The following is a 20,135-nucleotide window of genomic DNA, read 5'->3' as shown; positions in this document are numbered from 1 at the left end:
TGGATTGAAAAAGATGAAAGTAATATCGTTGAATGTATTGGCCGTGATGATCATGATGGCCGTAGGTCTTCCTATGATGATTGACCATCCGACAATGCTGGGTGGCGTTGCGGCTGCCTGTACAACCCTGTCATTTCTGCCTCAGGTGCTGCATACCATCAGGACCAGGGATACTGCAGGTATTTCATTGGCAATGTACGTCTTGTTTGTCTTTGGTATTCTGTGCTGGTTGATTTATGGCTTAATATCACATGATCTTCCATTGATGCTTGGGAATGGTATTACACTGGTTCTTTCTAGTATTGTTTTGCTTCTTAAGTTGAAGTCAAAAACAAATGAAAGAGCAGCTGCTTGATAAGGTGATTTTAATATTGTTGTTCTAAATTTATAAATATATTCATAGGGGATGATAATTTTTAAAGTGCCAATTAGATTTATTTAAATAGTCTAGCAGTATTGTGATCGTTGTCTGAGAATAAGTGAGATTATTGCTGGTAGGATTAGTTTGTTGACTTTTTATTTGTACGGGTGATATCAATGTTACGCTTGATGTTTTTCTTAAGTATCGCAGCAGTGAAAGGGAAAGATTGGCTCTTTTCCATGCTGACTATGCTTGAAAATATCAGCCTTGCCTTGACGCCTGAATTAGAAAAGTTAAATCGATCTGAATATAAAACTGATGAGCTAGATACGTTAGCAACACAGTGGAGCGGAATGTGGGACAGTGTCACTGATAACTTGTCATTCCGTAAGCCAGGTAAACAACCTGTTCGTGAATTACTTGCGATAGCTGAATGTCAGTCACGCTTGAATATTCAAGTTGTTGATTTTGAGGTTCTATCTCATGGTGGCGCGATTTCGTCAATTGCACAGATGCTGGCTTGTCAGCGCAATATGGGCGATCCGGCTGCCGCTTATTCTCAACAGGTTGCCATTTTTACCAGCTTGCCCCATCTTGTTACGCCCCGTCATAAAACGCTAGAAACCAAACCAGCTCTAAAACTGGAAAAAAACCGAAAAATAATCCAATTAAAAGCACAGGAAGATCTTATTTCTTTACTGTGCTTTTTCTATTTAATCCAAGTGAAAACTAACGAGGTTAATTATGTATTTTGTTTGTGTAGCGGCTTGCCCTACTGGCGTCGCGCATACTTATATGGCTGCGGAATCACTCGCGATGGTTGGCAAAGAATTAGGCCATGAAGTCAAAGTTGAAACCCAAGGCAGCTTAGGTATTGAAAATGAAATTACAGCTGAAGATATAGAACGCGCTGATGGCTGTATTATTGCAGCTGAAGTCGCTATTGCCAAAAAAGAGAGGTTCTCAAGTTTACCTGTCTTAGAGTGCGCTGTTGCTGATCCAATTAAACATGGAAATGCCGTATTTGAAGCATTATGCGAGGAAATAAATAATGGCTAAGTTTTCGATGAATAAAAAAGAAAAGTCGATAGGGACGGAAGTAAAAACCGCCATCATGACCGGGGTTTCGTATATGCTGCCATTGATCATTGCAGGGGCAGTGATCATGGGTATTGCCCGTATCGGGGCCTCATTTTACGGTATCGATAATATATGGGACGGGAGCCATGCTGAGGCAGCCAATGCGGTAGTTCGGTTATTTCATGCATTCGATGGCTTTGGTGGCTTGGCGCTGAGCTTGATGTTACCGGTTGTGGCCGGTTACATCGCATTCTCTATCGCGGATAAGCCTGGGATTGCGCCGGGTATGGTTGCCGGCTTGCTGGCAAAAGAGATGGGAACGGGGTTCCTTGGCGCCTTGGCGGCGGGCTTCATTGCCGGCTACATCGTTAAGTTACTGGTCACGAAAGTTAAACTGCCGAAATCTGTTGCATCAGCAGGCCCTATCTTCATTATCCCTGTTGGCGGTACTTTACTCGCTTGCTTAGTCATGATGTACATCATCGGCGACCCCCTCGCGGCCATGAACCGTGGCTTGGAAAACTGGCTGCTAGGCATGTCCGATGGCAACAAAATTGTCCTGGCGGCGGTTGTCGGAGGCATGGTCGGTTTTGACTTGGGAGGCCCCATCAACAAGGCAGCGGTAACCACGGCGATGGCGATGCTGGCTTCAGGGATCTATGACCCAAATACTGCAGCCCAGGTCGCCATTATTATTCCGCCTATTGGTATTGGTGTTGCTACCCTGATTTGGAAACAGCGCTTCCCGCACTCACTGCAAGATGCCGGCAAGGCATCCACTCTGATGGGGCTGATCGGAGTCTCGGAAGGGGCAATCCCTTTCGCGTTGGCAAACCCCAAGATCATCGTCGTTAACGTCATCGGTTCGGCTGTCGGTTCAGCGCTGGCGGTTGGGCTGGGAGCGGTTAACCGTGCACCTATCTCTGGTTTCTATGGCTGGCTAGCGGTTGAAAATTGGCTGGTGTATGTGCTGGCGATTGCCGTCGGCTCGGGCATCATCGCGTTTGGCTCATTGCTGGTCTTCAAAGGTGAAGAGCTACCGAAAAAACAAGAAGAAGCTAAACCTAAATTCAAAATCACGCGAGCCCAATAATAATACTCTATACGGAGATACCTTAATGAAAAGGTTCAGAAAAAGCAGTGTTGCGCTCATCGTCTCTATGGCCACAGCAATGGCAATGCATACAGCCTCTGCCGCTGAGCAGGTTCAAGTTGCCTTTATGCCGGATATTCATTTTCATGATGTGTACGGTGATTTTACCGATGGCAGTTTCGACGGTCTGAAGAACAGCCACAGCGGCCAGCATGCGACTATCCGTACTATGCATGCTCAGCTGACCTCGACCCGTCTGTTTAACGAAAACTACTTTGCCTTGCTGGCGGCGCTGGATGATGCCGTGAAGCGGGGAGTGAAGTATATCGCCTTGCCCGGTGACTTCAGCGATGATGGCCAGCCGGTTCATATCCGCGGCCTCAAGAAAATACTCGATCATTATGCCAAAACCTATGACGTTGAGTTCTTCGCCGCGCCGGGCAACCACGATCCGGTTCGTCCTTTCGATCGACCAAGCGGAGAAGGGGACTTCCTCGGCATGGAGGGGAAAACCCAGCGAATTTACAGCAAGGGGGCGAAGGAGTGTGTTGGTTACGAAGGCGACAGTGCCGTCATCAATGCCGGCCATGAGCTACCAACGATTTGCACCGAGGAAATCCGTGAGTTGGGTTACGACGGCTTGATGGCTGAGCTGGCGGACTTTGGTTTCTTCCCACAAGAATCCAACCTGTATTGGGAGACTCCGTATTCGACCTATACACAAGAGAATTATCAGTTTGACAAGGCGTTGACCCAGTCAAGCTATGAGCAGCGCCAGTATGAGATTTGTCATCAGGGAACCGGCGGTAGCTACAAGCAGCCGAACTATTCGGCCTGTTTTATGGTTCCTGATACCAGTTACCTGGTTGAGCCTGTGGAAGGTCTGTGGCTGCTTGCTATTGACGCCAATGTCTATGTCCCCAATGCCGATGCCGATACCCAGCAACCAGAGCTTGCCGCTAATTTCGCCGGCTCGGGTAATGCTGGCTACAACAAAATGCTGACCCACAAACAGCAGGTGATTGATTGGATGGAATCGGTGGTGGAAAGGGCAAATGCCGAAGGCAAGACGCTGGTAGCGTTCAGCCATTTCCCGATGACCGAGTTTTACAACGGTGCAGCAGAGACGATAGAAGATATCTTCGGCCCGGGCAACTTCCAGTTGGCACGTTCACCGAAAGAAGATGTCAGCGAAGCGCTGGCGAAAACCGGGATCAAGCTTCATGTCGGAGGTCACATGCACTTCAATGACACTGGCGTGAAGCATTACGATGATGGCTCGTTCCTGTTCAATATTCAGGCTCCTTCGATGGCGGCCTATGTACCCGCCTACAAGCTGCTTAGTTTCAAGCCCAAGCGCCAGGTCGAAGTAGAAACCGTGATCCTGGATAAGGTACCGCGCTTCGACGAGCTGTTCGAGCATTATGAAGAGGAGTGGCGGCACCTTAAAGCCAAAGGTAACGAAGAAATCTGGAATAAGGATGTTTTAACATCGAAGGATTACTACGAGTTTACCAACTGGCATATCACTGAATTAACGAGAATGCGATTCCTGCCAGAAGAGTGGCCGTGTGATTTGAAGCAGATGGTGTTCGCGTTGGACGGTCGCCAGATGCTGATCCTGAGCCAGCTAGACAGTCCGTTAACCCAACAGCAGATAATGACACTGACAGGTGGTCGCCAGGCCGTAGAAATCTGCCAAGAAACGCCAGTAGCCTTTGAGCCGTCGAAGATTGGCGATGCTGCCTTTGCTAAGGCATGGCAGCAGGCTGAAACTCGTGCTGAGCAGCTAGCCAGCGACAACGGTCTCAAACTGGAGGCTTTTGCTAACTGGAATGGGTTTGATCTCGCTGTTGATTTCTATCGCCTGAGGAATGCCGACGAGCTGGCGTTTAAAGATATTGATCGCAATCGGATGCCGCAATATGAATTGTTGGCAAGTACCTTGGCTGAGCAGGCTGTGAGCGGCTCTGACTCGTCACAGTTCGGTGATGTATTCAAGCAGCGCTTCGGCGGCCTGTTTGGCATCCTGACCAAGTTTGCCAATGGCCAGCCAAGCTATCACTTTAAGCTGGATCTCGACCAGGGCACCATAACCGATTTGAACCGGCAGCCTTGATGTAACAGCCAAACCATCAATAACGTTATCAGTAATGGCACCACTAGTGGGAGGGCAGGCCGGTACACCACCGAGTTTACGCCCTCCGGCTAGAGCCATAGACAAGGAGTCACCAATGAAAAGATTGACTATTTTGATACCGGGGTTGCTTGCTGTTGCGGCTGCGTCAGATGCACTGGCGGCGGACTTTCCCCGCCTAGACGAAGCACTGCCGGGCAATAATGTGATCAATGGCAACGAGCCGGTATTTGACTTTGATACCGACGGCTGCTTGCCCGCCGCGGGGATCAGCCGCAGTGGTGAGCCGAATCCGGGCCTCAATAACTCGGGATCGATCACCGGTGAGTGCCGCGAGGATAACTTCCTTGAGTTGTCCAATACGCTTCACCGGTACGCATGTCTGGTTGAGCAGGGCAATGAATACTGCGGCCACTTTTACTCGCTCTACTTCGAGAAGGACCAGACTATGGATGGCTGGGACTGGTTCGGGCACCGGCATGATTGGGAATATGTCGCTGTCTGGACGATCAATGGAGAGATTTCCCACGGCAGCTACAGTGCTCACGGCGATCTCACTACCGCGACGGCTGCGACCTTACCCATGGAAGGAACCCATATTAAGTTTGTTTACCACAAGGAAGGCGGACTGACCCATGCCATGCGCTTTGCCAAGCCCGACGAAGTTGCAGAAAACGGATACGGCTATTTTGTTACGCCTGCAATTGTCAGCTGGTATGAACTGGTTGGCGACGGCCTGGACAACCAGGCGATGCGCGACCGGCTCAACAGTTTTGACTATGGTAAGGCAACGATCCCGCTTAAAGACAGCAACTTCCTGACTAACCTCAACAGGTTCCGTCCGTCGGGCTATCCGCAGTTTACACAGGCAAGCATTGAGGCTGCCGATATTTCCTTCTGATCATAATAACTTGAGAGGCCGTAACCTCTTAACCATAAGTAGCACGGAGCAAAAAATGAAAAAGATTTCTCTACTAGTGATGTGTTCACTGGCCCTGCCTGCGGTGGCCGCGGATTTCGATGTTATGTCGTTTAATATCCGCAACAGCAAAGACAGTGTTATCGGCAGTGAATACGACGGCAACAATACATGGGATAACCGCAAGGCTATAGTGGCGGATATCATTGCGCAGACTGATATTGCCGGACTGCAGGAAGCGTTCAGTGATCAAATTGCCTACTTGGCCCGTCAGTTACCTGAGTATAGCTGGGTCGGGGTAGGTCGTGATGACGGTAATGCGAAAGGGGAAGCTGTTCCTATTTTTTACCGTAATGATAAATATGTGAAGCTCGGTGGCGGAACCTTCTGGCTGTCAGAAACCCCTCAGGTTGTTGCCAGTGTTGGCTGGGATGCCGATCTTACCCGGATCACTTCCTGGGTGAGACTGGAAGAAATCGCCACGGGCAAGCGGGTGCTGGTGTTTAATGCCCATTTTGACCATATAGGCCAAATGGCTCGTCAACAAAGTGCGAAATTGCTGAGTAAGAAAGCGGAGGAGATCACCAGCGGGGCCGGTGATGCCGTTATCGTTCTCGGCGATTTGAACTTCGAGCGCAGTGATATTGCGTCCTATCAGGCCTTGATCAACCTATACCGTGACGCCCGTGAAATCAGTCAGCAACCTTTTACCGGTGTGAACGGCAACAAAGATCAGGTGTTTACCTATCATGGTTATGGCAAGGAAAAGCCTGAAGATATTGACTATATCTTTGTTAATGACAAATTAGCGGTAAATACGTTTGAATACAGAAGTGTGGTTAAGGACGGTATTTACGCATCCGATCACCTGTCTGTGATGTCCAATATATCTTTTCAATAATAGCTATCAATAGCAATGGTAATGCCCGCTGTGATTGAGTCAAGGCCAGAGCGCGTCTCTGGCCTTTTTTTGCTTCCCATAATGTTCAATAGTGATAATTCAAAGGGTAAACAAAAAATGCTGGAACAGTTTATTAACAATTAGCCAGTTGTTTTAACTTTTGTGTGTTTATTAAAGTCTTAATAAATCAATTACTCATATGCTGGTTGGTGGGGAGTATGGGGCGGGCTGCAATGGTAAAAGTTAAGCGCGAGGGTATTTATTCATTGATAGCGCAATAAACGACAAGAAAATTTAAGCTGTATATGCATTAGCATCAGATTATTGTGAACAAGCTATCAAAATCAGCCAAAACATAACAAAAATAGAATTTATCTTGCTGAGATTGTATTCAATATTTACGAATCATTTGCATAAAAAACGAAGTGTCAGACAGAATTTAATAATTTTTGCGGATAATTAGTCGTAAATTGACTAATTATTCTCTGCATAACACAGACGTAGCGAAAATAGATTTTGATATAAGTCACATTTAAAGTGAAATTTTTCCCATACTATCACATCACTTTCAAGGCTCTTCTAAATAAATCTACTTTAGATAGATATATATTTCTGTACTACATCAAAGGATATAATTAAAAATGACTGATGCGATCATTAAAGTTTCTCGAAACACTGAAAATGCCCCTCTAAGCACTGTATCTACCCAAACAGTCGCTTTCTCTCACTACAATAACTTTTCTGCACAACTACCTGTTGACCCTAAAACAGGCGAAATCGTTGTTGGTGATGTAAAAGAGCAGGCTAAACAGTGTCTAACAAACATTAAGGCCATTGTAGAGAGCATCGATCACGTGATGGACGACGTTGTTAAAATCAACGTATTCCTAAAAGATATTGCAGACATGGAAGCAGTAGACGAAGTGTATGCAACATTCTTCGAAAACCTAATCCCAACCCGCACTGTGGTTCAAGTTGCTGCGCTACCAATGAGTGATGCTCGTGTTCAAATGGACGCGCTTATTTCTAACGGTGAAGGTACAGCTCCTCAAGCGCCTTGCCCGCTAGTTAAGCTTTCTCGCAACACTGAAAACGCGCCGCTAAACGCACTGGCTACCCACACTGTTGCTTTCTCTCACTACAACAATATTTCAGCTCAGCTGCCAGTTGACCCTAAAACAGGTGCAATCGTTGAAGGTGGTGTGAAGGAGCAAACTGCTCAGTGTTTGAAGAATATGAAAGCGATCCTTGAAAGCATCGACGTACCTTTCGATGACATCGTTAAAATCAACCTATACCTAAGCGATCTAGCCAACGTTGATGCAGTGAACGAAGTGTACTCAACTTTCTTCCCTGATTCATCTATCGCTCGCGCAGTAGCTTACGTTCCAGCTCGCTCTATCATTGCGGCAGACGCGCTACCAATGGGTGCACTAGTACAAATCGACGCTTCTGTTTCTCACGGTGACGGCACTCCGCCACAAGAAGTCGAAGATCGCCACAATATCGTTATTCGTGCAAACAATACCGATGCGGCACCACGTAACCCGCTACACACTCAAACTGTTGCTTTCTCACACTACAACCACATTGCGGCTCAGCTTCCTGTTGATGTTGCGACCAATGCAATCGTGGCTGGTGGCGCGAAAGAGCAGGCAGAGCAGTGCTTGAAGAACATTAAAGCTATCGTAGAAAGCGTTGACCACGTTATGGACGATATCGTTAAAATCAACATCCACCTGAAAGATGTTGCCGATATCGAGGCAATCAACGAAGTTTACACAACTTTCTTCCAGGGTGATCTTCCTGCTCGTACAGTAGTCGGTGTTTCTCAAATTGAAATGGATGCACTGGTACAAATCGATGCAGTAGTATCTAACGGCGAAGGTACGCTACCGCAAGTCAAATAAGTTTTATTTAGGTAAATAGATCTTAATTGAGGCAGTAATACGAAGGGCAGGTTTTTAATATATTGGTCACTAGAAGGTGCCTGTATATTAGAGCCTGCCTTTTTATATAGTTTCAATCTTGATGGGTGATTATATTATCCCAATCATAAGGTCTATCGTGTTTTGAGAAAAAGCCAATTTTGAATCTGATTTTTGTAGCGGTTTAGAGTAGAGTTTCCGAGAAGCAAAAGCTGGATTATATTCCATTGTAGCTCTTTCAAGCATTATCACTGATTAGCGCAAGAGCTAATGCTTGATAATGCCTGACGGTCTTGGTGTGGGTTACAGCTTATGGCTTTCGGACCAGACGCGCAGATCATCCAAAATTTTCAGAGCAGTTCGGCCAAAATCCGTCAGTTCATAACTGACGGCGATAGGGCGGTCACTGATCACTTTGCGTATCACCATGCCTTCAGCTTCAAGCTCTTTGAGGCGCTGGTCGACCATTTTCTTGCTCGCACCACCCAGGAGGCGTGCCAAGTCATTGAAACGAACTGGTCCATCTTTCAGATGATAGATCAGCGAGCCCTTCCACTTGCCACCAATCAGCCGCATGCCTTTTTCAATGGCGCAAGGCTCTTTACATACATTGGCGACTGACTTGCGCCCTTTGCTATCAATCTTTACGACGCCTTCCACGCTATCCACCTCATTTATTAAGGTTACAAAAAGTACATTGGTTGATTAGTGTACTAAGGTTACCATAATGAACTGGGAGGCGGAAAGTATGGATAAAGGCCTCTATCTTTCGCTAGGGTGCGTCCAGGCGAATTTTTCAAACGGCTTATCTGTTTTGGTGTGGGCTAAAGCATTCGTGAAGTTGGAAATCAACTTCGCGGACAGGCCTGTCAGAACTTCCAATGCTTGCCTCTTGGTGTATCCGGCATCCAAGAAAGCTTGCAGACGATCATCACCAATGTGGCCACGGTTATCCAGCAGTGCTTTGGTAAAGTCATGCAGTGCCTGAAGTTTAGCGTCGGGAATGACGGTGCCTTCACGCAAAGCCTCAATGACATCCTCTGGCATTTTTCCAGTTTTCATCATCCAGGTATGGCCAGGGACACAATAATGACAGTTGTTTTCGAAATTGGCTGTCATAAACACGACTTGTTGCTCCAAGGGGCTGAAAGTGGTGTTCTTCATGAATAAATCAAAGGTTGTATTATAGGCTTCATACGTTGCCGGAGCCTCTGCCAAAACGCTGTGCAGGTTGGGTAACATGCCAAAGCCCTTGAGGGACTGTTCTACCAATCCTTTCGATTCTTCTGGCGCGTTGTCAGCTGTGTAATAGGTGAACTTGGTCATTTCACTGCTCCCGGTTAAAAGTTGGCGTCTAGATGAGCTTCAAAGCGTTTGAAGTCATTTTCGATATCGCCATTTTTCATCACGTCATAACAGGCGAATGTCGGTAGCGCAGACATGCCAAAGAAGCGGAAGTTAGCATGCATGTGGAACATCAAATCATCGACACTTCGACCTTCGAACAGGTATTCACTTTCATCGTTAAATGACTCTTTTGGCGCATTAAAGGTGAACGAAAGCATGTATTTTGTATTGGTTTGTGTGCCACCAGTACCATAATTCTTTGTAGGGTTGTCTGAGCTGCGGCCATCAAAGCTACACAGAGCCCCACCCATACCTGCAGTAAACACATCATCCATATAACGTTTGAACGACCATGGAATCGTCATCCAGTTGACTGGTGATTGCAAGATGACACGATCAGCCCAATCAAAGTGACCTAGCTGTTCTTCGACAACAATTTCGTCCTGCATAGTCACAACCCGAACAGCATGGCCTTTGGCCTCCAATTGGGTTCGTGCTTTATCTACTAGGGCTGCATTCAATTTGCCTTCTGAAAAAGGTGATGGCTCATGGGCGTTGATGATAAGAACGTTGCTCATAACTAAATCCTTCATTCGATGTCATTGGACTGTACTGTGTTAACGATCATTCCAATCGTTTTGCTTGATGTGGTTTATTATGGTTACCTAGATCTTGAATGCAATTAGTTAACTTTTGGTAACCTGCTAATTAATATTGCGGATTAAGCTGTATTCTTTTAAGTTTCAATCGGTTAATTTCAATAAACTTTCTGCTTAGATTCTGAAAGGACCACTAGTGGAGTCGCCTTTTGTCGCCTTAATGGAAGGCGAGAAACAGATTTAACGAAGCTTAAACAAGTGATCAATCTGCTTTGCTGATGAGTATAAATTGGGTTGTCTCTTATGAGTCCCTCATTTAACAAGGTGGTCGTAATGATGTTTCGCAAAGCCGATTTTAAGGATATGGATGACCGGTACCGGGCTAATTTGATAAACAGTCTTTCAGGTTTCAAAAGTGCGAATTTAGTCGGTACACAAGATGACGCAGGTAATACCAATTTGGCGATTGTAAGCTCGGTATTTCACCTTGGTGCCAATCCGCCTTTGATCGGGATGATCATGCGTCCACATACAGTAAGGCGGGATACGCTCGAGAACATCTTGAGTGATGGTGAATACACGATAAACCATGTTAACCATGAGATATGGCAAAAGGCACACCAAACCTCAGCCCGCTACCCGGAAACTGTTTCTGAATTTTCTGAAGTAGGGCTAACGCCTCAATGGCTGGATGGTATCAAAGCGCCTTTTGTTGCAGAGAGTCGCTTGAAGTACGCGTTGGCTTTGCGTTCTTGCCAGACATTGGAAATAAACGGTGTGGAGATGGTGATTGGTGAAGTCACACACTTAGAACTTGATGAAAGTGCGGTGACGGAAACGGGGTACCTTGATATTGAAGCGTTGGGCAGTGTGGCTATCTCCGGTCTCGATAGTTACCACGTAACCCAGCGACTTGGCCGGTTGAGTTATGCCAAACCTGGTATAGAGCCGCAGTTGTTGAAGTTTTAATCACCAATAAGTGACGGCTTGTGAGTCACTGGCGATAGTTAATAATATGTTGCTTAGTGTTATTGCTGAGGGCGAAACTAATCACTTTTTATTGCGCCAAATCTTATAGCCATTTTGTTGCATTGCTTTACCCAAAAGGTGGGCTGCAACAGGGGCGGTGATGAAGAGAAATAAAATCGTACCGATTACCCTGGAGATTACTGTGACTTCCGGCATTGACAATGAAACGGCCAGCAAAAGAAAACAAATCCCTACGGTACCGGCTTTTGTCGCTGCATGCATGCGGGTATAGAGATCCGGCATTCTGACAATCCCCAGGCTGGCGACTAGGGTGAAAAAGGTGCCGAAAAGCAGCAGTACGCTGATTAAAATGTCCATGTTTAGCCCTTATCAATCTTCTGTTTGGTGATCAGCCTTGCAAAAGCAATGGTGCCAAGAAAAGCGACCAGTCCGAGGGTAATGGCAACATCGAGCAAAGATTTCTGGCCGCTGTCTAGGGTATAGACGGCGATAAAGCCGATAGTGACGAAAGATATCAGATCCAATGCAACCACCCGATCAGCCAAGGTCGGCCCGAGTATTAGGCGTATAAAGGCCAATACCAAGCTGATAATCAAGCCGATGTAGGAGAGTTGAATGCTCACCTGAAGTAGATCAGCCACGTGTTACCTCCAAAATTCGAGCTTCCATACCTTGTTTGATGTCTTGCTTGACGCTTTCATGATCAGGGGCAAACATGACATGCAAGATGAGATACTTCTTGTCGGGCGTGACATCGAGGCTCAAGCTGCCAGGCGTTAATGACACCATGTTGGCCAAGAGTGTGATTTCAAGATCCGTTTCTGCATCAAGCGGAACGTAGACGATATCCGGTTGGCTTAGGTGGGTTGGCGTGATGACATCCCAAACGACTTTGGCGACAGATACGATCATTTCGTAACAGAAGTAGATAATGAGTTTTACGAAAGCGGTAAATTTCTTGAAGTAACCGGTTTTCAACCCGAACGGTTGGCAGAGGCTCAGGGTAAAATACCCGACGACAAAGCCGACAATAAAATCCAAGCTGCTGTATTGGCCGTTGATCAGTGTCCATGCCATGGCAAGAAATAGATTTAGAATAAAATAACTCATACCTTTACTCCCTTTACGGCTCCCCAAGTACAGCGTGAATGTACTGTATTGGGTTCAATATCTGCTCTGCTGCTTCATTGGCAAACTCGAAGAAAGGCTGAGCGACAAGCCCGATAGTTATCGTCATTACTGTGAGCGTCGCAATGGGCAAGCAGTAAAGCAGCGTGGTTGGTAGGGTGAGCTCTTGGGCTGTTTGATTGGCTACCGGTGCTTTCCAGAAGGCTTCGCTCCATATTTTGGTCATCGAGAATATAGTCAGTAGGCCAACCACTAGAGCTGTCGCAGCCAAGATATTGTAGTCATTGACAATGCTGGCTTTGATAACAAGGAACTTGCCCCAAAAGCCTGAAAGTGGCGGGAAACCGGCCAGCGAGAATGCGGGGATCAGAAATAGAAAAGCTAGCCAGGGCATCGCTTTGTAGACGCCGCCTAAGTGGTACAGCTGGCTGGTACCATATTTCCTCTCGATAAAACCGCCAATTAAGAATAGGTTCGCCTTAACAATGATGTGATGGATGATATAGAAAATCGCACCAGCAATAGCGACCGGGGTATACAAAGCTAAGCCCATAATCATATAGCCAATCTGGCTGATAATATGAAATGACAGGATCTTCTTGATATCAAATTGGCTGGCTGCACCTAAGACCCCGGTGAGCATAGTCAGGCCACTGATCCAGAGTAATAGTGGTTGCCAATTGGTCTCTGTAAGTGGAAACAGTAAAGTAAAAACCCTGATTAGGGCATAAACCCCCACCTTGGTGAGTAGGGCTGCAAATAAGGCGACGACGGCGCTGGGCAGTGTGTGGTATGACGCAGGAAGCCAAGCAAACAGCGGGAATAGGGCTGATTTGATTGCGAAGGTAAATAAAAATAGCGCTGACAGCAAAGTGGCCGTTTGTGTATCCACTCCCGGGAGTTTCAGGTGCAAATCAGCAAGGTTTAGGGTTCCGGTTGCCCCATAGGTCAAGCCAATCGCTAATAGGAAGATCAGTGTTGAAATTAGGTTGAGCAAGACGTATTTAACGGCACCGTCGATTTGCCTGCGTTCGGCATCGACAATCATCAGGCCAAACGAGGCAATGAGCATGACCTCGAACCATACATACAGATTGAAAATATCACCTGTCAAAAATGCACCATAAACCCCTGCCAGCAAAACATGAAACAGCACATGATAGAGGCCGTAAGAAGGCTTGTGGTTGAGATCGGCCATCGCGTAAAAAACAGTGACTGCGCCGATGATAGCTGTAATGACAGTCATCGCGACGGCAAGGAAATCAGCAACAAATACAATACCGAATGGTGCCATCCAGTTACCGAAAGCGACAGCATAAGGACCATTTGTGGTGATGTCGGCCAATAATTGCACACTACAAAATACCGACAGGATAACGCTTGAGCCGCTAACCCAGTTGATGGCCTTGTGGTTGTGGCGGACAAAAAAGGCACCGGTTGCGGTCAGTAGAGATATAACAACAGGTAGTGTGAGCCAAGCTGAGGTCATTGTTCCTCCTCTGAACGTTGCATGGCATCGACATCAGCAGATCCTGTTTCGATGTATGCCCGATACAGCAACATCAATGCGAAAACTAATAACCCAAAACCAATCACTATGGCTGTCAGAATCAGTGCCTGTGGCAAGGGATCCGCAGCTCCGTCTGGTGGCAATACCGAGCCAAGATCGATCAAGGGCGGATTGCCGGGCGTTAGGCGGCCAGCGGTGAAAATGGCCAAATTTACTGCATTGCTGATTAAGATCAGGCCAAGTAGGATACGGATAATGTGGCGTTCAAGCATCAGGTAAACCCCCGCCGTCACAAACACCCCAACGACCAAGCTCCAAAGTATTTCCATCAATCGAGCTCCTCATTCACGCGTAACAAGACCTCGAGTACACCACCAATAACAGCGAGATAAATGCCGACATCGAAAATGAGCGGTGTGCCTAAGGGTAAAATCTCCTTCCACCAAATTCCGGTTAAGAAAGGCTGGCCCATAACAAAGCCTATTCCGCCAGCCAATAAGCTCAAGAAAACACCAACCATCGCAATATTCATCGGCCTGTAGCCCAGTCGCTCCCTGACGTATTGTGGCGATTCGGCAAAAATAAGCAGGGTTAAACCGATAACGGCAATCAGTGCACCGATGAATCCGCCACCCGGTGAGTTATGGCCGCGAAGTAAGAGATACAGAGAAAAGACCATCATTAATACAGCAACGATGTGGGCAGTAGTACCGAAAATCAGGGATTGAATTCGGTTCTGCTGCTGGGAATGGCTTTGGAATAAACTAATAGCGGCTATTGCTGCAATGACCACAACAACGGCTTCGCCCATGGTATCAAAAGCTCTAAAGTCGACCAGAATGACATTGACGATATTACGGCCGTGCCCGCCCGGCACGCTGTTTTGAGCGAAGAAGTCTGCGAGTGGAGAATCTAATGGCACCTTGGTTATAGTGATGAGCAACGCGGTAACGGAAAGGCCGATGACGGCAGCAATAGCTGCATGGAAAGCCCGCCGACTTACCGAGTGCTTTGCTACCGTGCTGAAATGGGGGAGATGTCGAATCAACAAGGCAACAAATACCACCATCAAGGTCTCAACCAGCAGCAGGGTTTTGGCCACGTCAGGGGCACTGTAAATCATAAAGACTAAGGTCATCAAAAAGCCAATTGCACCGAGCCCGGCAATTGACAGCAGACGCGAGGTTGAGAAAACACACAGCAGGGCGGCGGCAATCAACAGTAATGCAATGGCAATTTCGTACAGCTTGAGAGAAAGGATGCGCTCAAGGAAGTCGCCAGTGGGCCAGATTGGGCTTAGCAACAAAATTGCGGCAAGTACCGAGAAGAAAAGTAAGGCATACACGCTAAGCTTACGTTGCTGTAACCGCTCTGTCTGCCAGGTTGCAACAGACAACATCACTGCCATGCACTTTTCAAAAACCTCACTGGCTATTGGCAGAGGGCCGAGCAATTTATTTAATGCTTGAGTAACAGATGACATGTATTTAAAGATGAGAATACCAATTGCTAAGGTCACAGCACTCATGATGAGAGGCAGGTTGATCCCATGCCATAATTTAACCGGGCTAGATTGCTCTACTTGGTTGATTTCAAAAATCGCAGTGGAGAGTACATATTCATTCAGCCATCCCAAACCAAGGGTCGGAACAATAACACTGCAACAAGCCAAGACCATGGGCGGGATCCAATAGCCTATTTCTGCCTCGATGGATTTCACCGTGGGGTTATCTTCGATTTTCTCCCTTAGGAAAGGTTGTGATATCACCGCAATGGCTAAGGCGACCATGACAGCATTTATCATGACTAGGGCAAACATCACGATGCCATGGACTTCCAACCCAGCCTTGTAGGCATATTCTTTACTCAGGAAACCCAGCAATGGTGGTATCCCGGCCTTGGACAGCGCGGCAATCAGGCCGGAGGCAAAACTGAAGATTAATACCGCCTTCAGGCCATACAGTACCCTGATATCACGGGTACCTGTTGCCTTGTCGATGTTCCCGACTACCATGAACAGCGCCGCCTTGTAAAACGCGTGGGCGAGAATAAACAATATTGCGGCAGCTAAGGCCGTCTCTGTACCGATCCCGAGTAACAAGGTCAGGATCCCAAGTATTGTGTTGGTACTGAAAGCCAGCATTAGCTTGAGATCTTTTTGCATCAGCGCAATGACAGCCGACCACAGCGCTGTGAAGCCACCAATGGCTATGAGGGTGTAAAACCAGAGTTCACTGCCGGCATACACAGGTGAAAGCCTTGCCAACAGGTAGATGCCGGCCTTGACCATGGTGGCCGAATGCAGAAACGCACTGACCGGCGTGGGGGCGGCCATGGCACCAGGTAACCAGAAGTGAAAAGGAAATTGGGCTGACTTGGTAAATGCACCAAGCAGCACCAGCACTAACGACGGGGTAAAATAGGGATGCTGCGTAACACTGTCTTTGGCATGAACGGCCTGGTCGATAATAGTGCTTATTTCATAGCTACCGGCAATCTGTCCCAGCAGTATCAATCCGGCCAACAGTGCTAATCCTCCTGCGCCAGTGACAACTAGAGATTGCAGAGCATTCTTGCGGGATTTTTCATTTTCATGATTGAAGCCGATAAGCAGGTAAGAAGTGATTGTCGTGAGTTCCCAAAATACAAACAGCAATATGATGTTGTCACTTAGCACCAGCCCGAGCATAGAAAGCATGAACAGGGTAAGGTAGAGATGGAAAGAAAAGCGTTCTGCTTTGTCCTTCATGTAAGCCAACGCATAGAGCTGAACAAAAAAACCAATACAACTAATCAGGCCGACAAAGACAAAGGAGAGGGCGTCAAGCTGCAGGCTTAGGTTGATGTCCAGGCTGGGGACCCATGCTCCTGACCAACGCAGCCCGGTTGGAGAGGGTTGGTAGTAAAAGATAGATGCAGCAAATATAAGAGCGGGAAACATCACAAATCCAAGCAGAGTGTAATGATGTTTACCGCTATCTAGTATTGGTTTGTTTTTTTTTGTGTTATTTGCCACTAATGCTGTTCATCCCTTTGGCTGTACTTAGTGCTTTTAAGGTTAATCCATAAACCTATTTTCCGCGTCGAAGGTTATCGTATTACATGCTCCCGTGATGTTGATGGACTCAATTTTTACCCATTTGCTGTTAGTTTACAGTCGTTAACTCCTGGTCATGGATTGAGTTGTTATGCCTTTCCTTGAGGTTATGGGTCTCTTCGTATAGGCGATAGACCTCATAGCCATCATAGGTACATTCGCCAATGTCGTTCCTTGGACAAACGAGTATGTTGCAGTGATCAAGCAATTCGGTTCTGCAGTAAGGACAGTACTTTTTCATAACCATCTCCATATCCAGACAAAGAAAACTGCTGTTACGGTTTCTTATCATTACAATGTAGACGGAAAAAATGAGACGTGATGGCAGCTTTAAATGTGTCTTACAGCTATTTACAATCTATTACAAAGGTTGTGCAGGTAAGACAACATTGCCAACTTGAGAAAGACGGCAGGTTGGCACTAATTCAATGTATTTATTGACTAAAGTGATAGCCAAAGGACGGAGATTACTGACCGATAAGGAAGTGTTTTTCAAGCAAGCGAACGTCGATGTCGCCATTCAACCAGCTCGCGTGGTAAACCGTCATTCCGATGCTGTTGTTCCTTTGCGGCATATCAGACTGGTGCTCAAAACCATAGGAAGAGGCGATACCGACGAGCTGACGAATATTGCCTTCCTCAATATCAAAGTAGTGATGAGCATGACCACTAATGATATTGCATTTGTTTGTAAAGCAGCGGACAACCTTAGCTTGGTTTTCGATACCAATTTTACGGAACCATCGATCACTGACATTTATAATCGGATGATGTGAGATGATCAGTCTCGGGGACTTTCTAATGGCTTTCTGCAATGCCGATATCGATTTGTTGCTTACTCTACCGGCACCTAATTCCAAGGAGTTACCCAGTGGCTTATGGCTGGTATCGAGAAAATGGAAAGGGATATCTTGGACAGTTGCCGACTGGGCTATCTGGATCTTACTGCCGTTAAAACTTGCTCTCATACAGTCAAGATCATCATGGTTTCCTGCAAGCGCATAACAATGGGTAATGTTGTCTCTGTCTTCAAGGTATGATCGGATGCGTAGATAAGCTGCAGGTACAGCGGCATTGGCCAGATCACCGGTAAGCAGCAAAACGTTATCTTCCTTGTCTTGATTCACAACGTCTAATAGCCTGATTAGATTGTCATCCGACTCATTGGCGATGTCTGCTAGGTGAGTGTCAGTGATCTGGTAAATCTTCACGTGTGTCCTTAAAGAAGCTTTGATTAATCATATCGATGCGGTGTTAGGTTAAAGCAACGCCAGAAAGTAAGCAACGCATCGCTAGGCAATGCCCATATCAAGCAGTTCAGCCAAGCGCACCTTTTGTTGTCCATTTTCGTCGAAATTATCAGCTGACAGCCAGGCTTGGTGCGCACGCTCGACTGTCGGCCAGTCTCTGTCGATAATGGCATACCAGGTAGTATCACGATTGCGTCCATTGTAAACAATGGCTTGTCTAAACAGCCCTTCGTAGATGAACCCTAGGCGCTCTGCCGCACGGCGCGAGGGGTGATTGAGCGAATCGCACTTCCACTCGCAACGGCGGTAGCCCAATGTCTCGAAAGCGTGCTTGAGCATAAGGTGAATGGCTTCGGTTGCTGCTGGGGTTTTTTGCAGTTTGGACGAGAAAAGGAAGTTGCCAATTTCAATCACCCCCATTTGGGGAACAATCCTCATATAGGAAGCGATACCCACAGCCTGGCCTGTCGTTGGGTCGATAATGGCAAAGAACAGCGGATCACGGCTGTGTTCCAGAGGTGTTAGCCAATCAAAGAAGCTCTCTTTGTTATCAAAGGGACCCATAAACATATATGTCCACATGCGGTTTTCATGGTCGGCAGAAAAAGCCGCAAAGAGATCATTACCGTGCAGGTTTGGGCTAAGCGGTTCAAGGCGGGTAAAGTGTCCGGAAAGTGTCACAGGCTCAGGGATGGAAGCTCCTTGCCAGTCTGGCATCGGTGTGCCGATAGGTTGTTGTAATTGATTGAAATACATGGAATGTTCCCCAAAAGGATAAGATAAACCAACAGACTACTACCGACAGCATGGGGATTTCTGTGCGGCAGGTTAGAAAACGCGAAGCTGATCAGGCTTAGGCGGAATAGCACGGATAGCGTTATGAGCTTTCTAGTAGATAGCTTTTGAAATGGCTCGCAACAGCAGATGCTTTTGTCGGTGGATGATAATAGAGATTGAGGCTCCAGATACTGGTTTCGTAATCTTCCAAAATAGGGATAAGTTGTTTTTCAGACAATGGCTTATCAAGAATAAATGCCGGTAAATAGGCAATGCCTGCCCCTTTAATTGCGCTCTGTAAAAGCAAATCACTGTCGTTGACTTCTAGCGATTTGGGCACTTTGATCATTTGGGTTTCGCCATTGCGCTCAAAAATCCAGTCGTTGCTACCGGTTAGGGTAGTGGCAAACAAGCACTGGTGCTGTGAAAGTTCGGCTGGGAATTCGGGGGCCGGATTTCGTTCCAGATATTGAGGAGAGGCGACCGCGACAAATGGACTCTGCATCAGCTCCCTGCGCACAAGAAGCAGGTCTTTTTCCTGGTAGCCTTGATAGCAAGCATTGGCACTGATCACAAGGTCTGCCTCTGCGGCATGATCCAGCGCCCAAGGAGTGACATTGAGGTTAAAGGTGACATTTGGATGGGAAATCAGGTAGCTGCTAATTTTATCCATCAGGAAATTGTTGGCGTACACAGGGGTGCAAACGATATTGATATGGCCTTTGTCCTGTTCCTGGAAATCTTGCAGGCTGCGGCATAGTTGCTCGGCGTTATCCACCAGAGGCGAAAACTCATCGACTAGCTTTTGGCCTGCTGGTGTGGGGGTTAACAGCCGGTTGGTGCGGCGGCACAGGGTAATGCCAAAGCTCTGTTCGAGATCTTGTAGCCATCGGCTACCCGCAGAGACAGAGATATTGAATTTCCGTGCGGCGGCTGAAATTGAACCGGTGCGAATCACGTAGACAAAGAAAGCCATTTTATCGAGCATAGTGTTGCCTTTTAATAGGAAAACAGGCTT

The 20,135-nt window shown here is 46.9% G+C and carries 22 protein-coding genes; 9 read left to right on the top strand and 13 right to left on the bottom strand.

Annotated features, from left to right (window positions below):
• Positions 1–13 precede the first annotated feature (13 nt).
• From PTW35_RS23375 to PTW35_RS23340, 8 genes are all read left to right on the top strand, one after another.
• Positions 14–355 carry a SemiSWEET transporter gene (locus tag PTW35_RS23375; RefSeq protein ID WP_231580622.1) on the top strand — a complete coding sequence of 114 codons (342 nt, stop codon included), beginning with the start codon at positions 14–16 and terminating at the stop codon, positions 353–355.
• A 182-nt stretch (positions 356–537) separates the two neighbouring features.
• Entirely contained in the window at positions 538–1,203 is a 666-nt protein-coding gene (locus PTW35_RS23370; RefSeq protein ID WP_281027684.1) for a hypothetical protein, read from the top strand.
• Complete coding sequence (locus PTW35_RS23365) at positions 1,106–1,420, top strand: PTS fructose transporter subunit IIB (RefSeq protein WP_044620925.1); 315 nt, start codon at positions 1,106–1,108, stop codon at positions 1,418–1,420. The genes PTW35_RS23370 and PTW35_RS23365 overlap by 98 nt, the downstream gene beginning before the upstream one ends.
• Complete coding sequence (locus tag PTW35_RS23360; protein WP_281027683.1) at positions 1,413–2,534, top strand: PTS fructose transporter subunit IIC; 1,122 nt, start codon at positions 1,413–1,415, stop codon at positions 2,532–2,534. The genes PTW35_RS23365 and PTW35_RS23360 overlap by 8 nt, the downstream gene beginning before the upstream one ends.
• A 25-nt stretch (positions 2,535–2,559) precedes the next feature.
• Positions 2,560–4,653, top strand: coding sequence for a metallophosphoesterase (locus PTW35_RS23355; RefSeq protein ID WP_281027682.1), 2,094 nt, complete (start codon positions 2,560–2,562; stop codon positions 4,651–4,653).
• A 115-nt stretch (positions 4,654–4,768) separates the two neighbouring features.
• Entirely contained in the window at positions 4,769–5,572 is an 804-nt protein-coding gene (locus PTW35_RS23350) for an NPP1 family protein (RefSeq protein WP_281027681.1), read from the top strand.
• Positions 5,573–5,627: 55 nt separating this feature from the next.
• The gene (locus tag PTW35_RS23345; RefSeq protein ID WP_281027680.1) at positions 5,628–6,491 is read left to right on the top strand and encodes an endonuclease/exonuclease/phosphatase family protein; all 864 of its coding nucleotides are present in this window, start codon (positions 5,628–5,630) and stop codon (positions 6,489–6,491) included.
• A gap of 641 nt (positions 6,492–7,132) precedes the next feature.
• Positions 7,133–8,401, top strand: coding sequence for a RidA family protein (locus PTW35_RS23340; protein WP_044620929.1), 1,269 nt, complete (start codon positions 7,133–7,135; stop codon positions 8,399–8,401).
• A 321-nt stretch (positions 8,402–8,722) separates the two neighbouring features.
• Here PTW35_RS23340 and PTW35_RS23335 read toward each other — a convergent pair whose 3' ends face one another.
• The 3 genes from PTW35_RS23335 to PTW35_RS23325 all read right to left on the bottom strand — a co-directional run bounded on the left by PTW35_RS23335 (position 8,723) and on the right by PTW35_RS23325 (position 10,344).
• Complete coding sequence (locus PTW35_RS23335; RefSeq protein WP_281027679.1) at positions 8,723–9,079, bottom strand: helix-turn-helix domain-containing protein; 357 nt, start codon at positions 9,077–9,079, stop codon at positions 8,723–8,725.
• Between the two features lie 102 nt (positions 9,080–9,181).
• A complete protein-coding gene (locus PTW35_RS23330) occupies positions 9,182–9,745 on the bottom strand; it encodes a carboxymuconolactone decarboxylase family protein (protein ID WP_281027678.1) in 564 nt (187 codons plus the stop codon).
• Between the two features lie 14 nt (positions 9,746–9,759).
• Positions 9,760–10,344, bottom strand: coding sequence for an NAD(P)H-dependent oxidoreductase (locus PTW35_RS23325; protein ID WP_281027677.1), 585 nt, complete (start codon positions 10,342–10,344; stop codon positions 9,760–9,762).
• 354 nt (positions 10,345–10,698) lie between these two features.
• Between PTW35_RS23325 and PTW35_RS23320 the strand changes: the two genes are divergently transcribed.
• A complete protein-coding gene (locus PTW35_RS23320) occupies positions 10,699–11,334 on the top strand; it encodes a flavin reductase family protein (protein ID WP_039457813.1) in 636 nt (211 codons plus the stop codon).
• Positions 11,335–11,415: 81 nt separating this feature from the next.
• On the opposite strand, the gene mnhG is transcribed toward PTW35_RS23320, so the two are convergent.
• From mnhG to PTW35_RS23270, 10 genes are all read right to left on the bottom strand, one after another.
• The gene (gene mnhG / locus PTW35_RS23315; RefSeq protein WP_281027676.1) at positions 11,416–11,712 is read right to left on the bottom strand and encodes a monovalent cation/H(+) antiporter subunit G; all 297 of its coding nucleotides are present in this window, start codon (positions 11,710–11,712) and stop codon (positions 11,416–11,418) included.
• A gap of 2 nt (positions 11,713–11,714) precedes the next feature.
• Positions 11,715–11,996, bottom strand: coding sequence for a monovalent cation/H+ antiporter complex subunit F (locus tag PTW35_RS23310; RefSeq protein ID WP_039457819.1), 282 nt, complete (start codon positions 11,994–11,996; stop codon positions 11,715–11,717).
• Positions 11,989–12,465: a Na+/H+ antiporter subunit E gene (locus PTW35_RS23305; protein WP_281027675.1), complete on the bottom strand. Its 477-nt coding sequence runs from the start codon at positions 12,463–12,465 to the stop codon at positions 11,989–11,991. Before PTW35_RS23305 ends, PTW35_RS23310 begins: the two co-directional genes overlap by 8 nt.
• A 13-nt stretch (positions 12,466–12,478) precedes the next feature.
• Positions 12,479–13,972, bottom strand: a complete 1,494-nt coding sequence (locus PTW35_RS23300) for a proton-conducting transporter membrane subunit (RefSeq protein WP_044620935.1) — start codon at positions 13,970–13,972, stop codon at positions 12,479–12,481.
• Complete coding sequence (locus tag PTW35_RS23295; protein WP_281027674.1) at positions 13,969–14,322, bottom strand: Na+/H+ antiporter subunit C; 354 nt, start codon at positions 14,320–14,322, stop codon at positions 13,969–13,971. The genes PTW35_RS23300 and PTW35_RS23295 overlap by 4 nt, the downstream gene beginning before the upstream one ends.
• Positions 14,322–16,934 carry a hydrogen gas-evolving membrane-bound hydrogenase subunit E gene (mbhE, locus tag PTW35_RS23290; RefSeq protein WP_281027673.1) on the bottom strand — a complete coding sequence of 871 codons (2,613 nt, stop codon included), beginning with the start codon at positions 16,932–16,934 and terminating at the stop codon, positions 14,322–14,324. The genes PTW35_RS23295 and mbhE overlap by 1 nt, the downstream gene beginning before the upstream one ends.
• Positions 16,935–17,139: 205 nt before the next feature.
• Positions 17,140–17,331, bottom strand: a complete 192-nt coding sequence (locus PTW35_RS23285; RefSeq protein ID WP_281027672.1) for a hypothetical protein — start codon at positions 17,329–17,331, stop codon at positions 17,140–17,142.
• A 226-nt stretch (positions 17,332–17,557) separates the two neighbouring features.
• On the bottom strand, positions 17,558–18,301 hold the full coding sequence (locus PTW35_RS23280; protein WP_281027671.1) for a metallophosphoesterase: 744 nt from the start codon (positions 18,299–18,301) through the stop codon (positions 17,558–17,560).
• A gap of 81 nt (positions 18,302–18,382) precedes the next feature.
• Positions 18,383–19,096, bottom strand: a complete 714-nt coding sequence (locus tag PTW35_RS23275; protein WP_281027670.1) for a GNAT family protein — start codon at positions 19,094–19,096, stop codon at positions 18,383–18,385.
• Positions 19,097–19,217: 121 nt separating this feature from the next.
• Positions 19,218–20,105 carry a LysR family transcriptional regulator gene (locus PTW35_RS23270; RefSeq protein WP_281027669.1) on the bottom strand — a complete coding sequence of 296 codons (888 nt, stop codon included), beginning with the start codon at positions 20,103–20,105 and terminating at the stop codon, positions 19,218–19,220.
• Positions 20,106–20,135 lie beyond the last annotated feature (30 nt).

It is taken from the genome of Photobacterium sp. DA100 (assembly GCF_029223585.1).
Classification (GTDB): Bacteria; Pseudomonadota; Gammaproteobacteria; order Enterobacterales; family Vibrionaceae; genus Photobacterium.
This window is presented reverse-complemented; position numbering and strand designations above follow the sequence as displayed.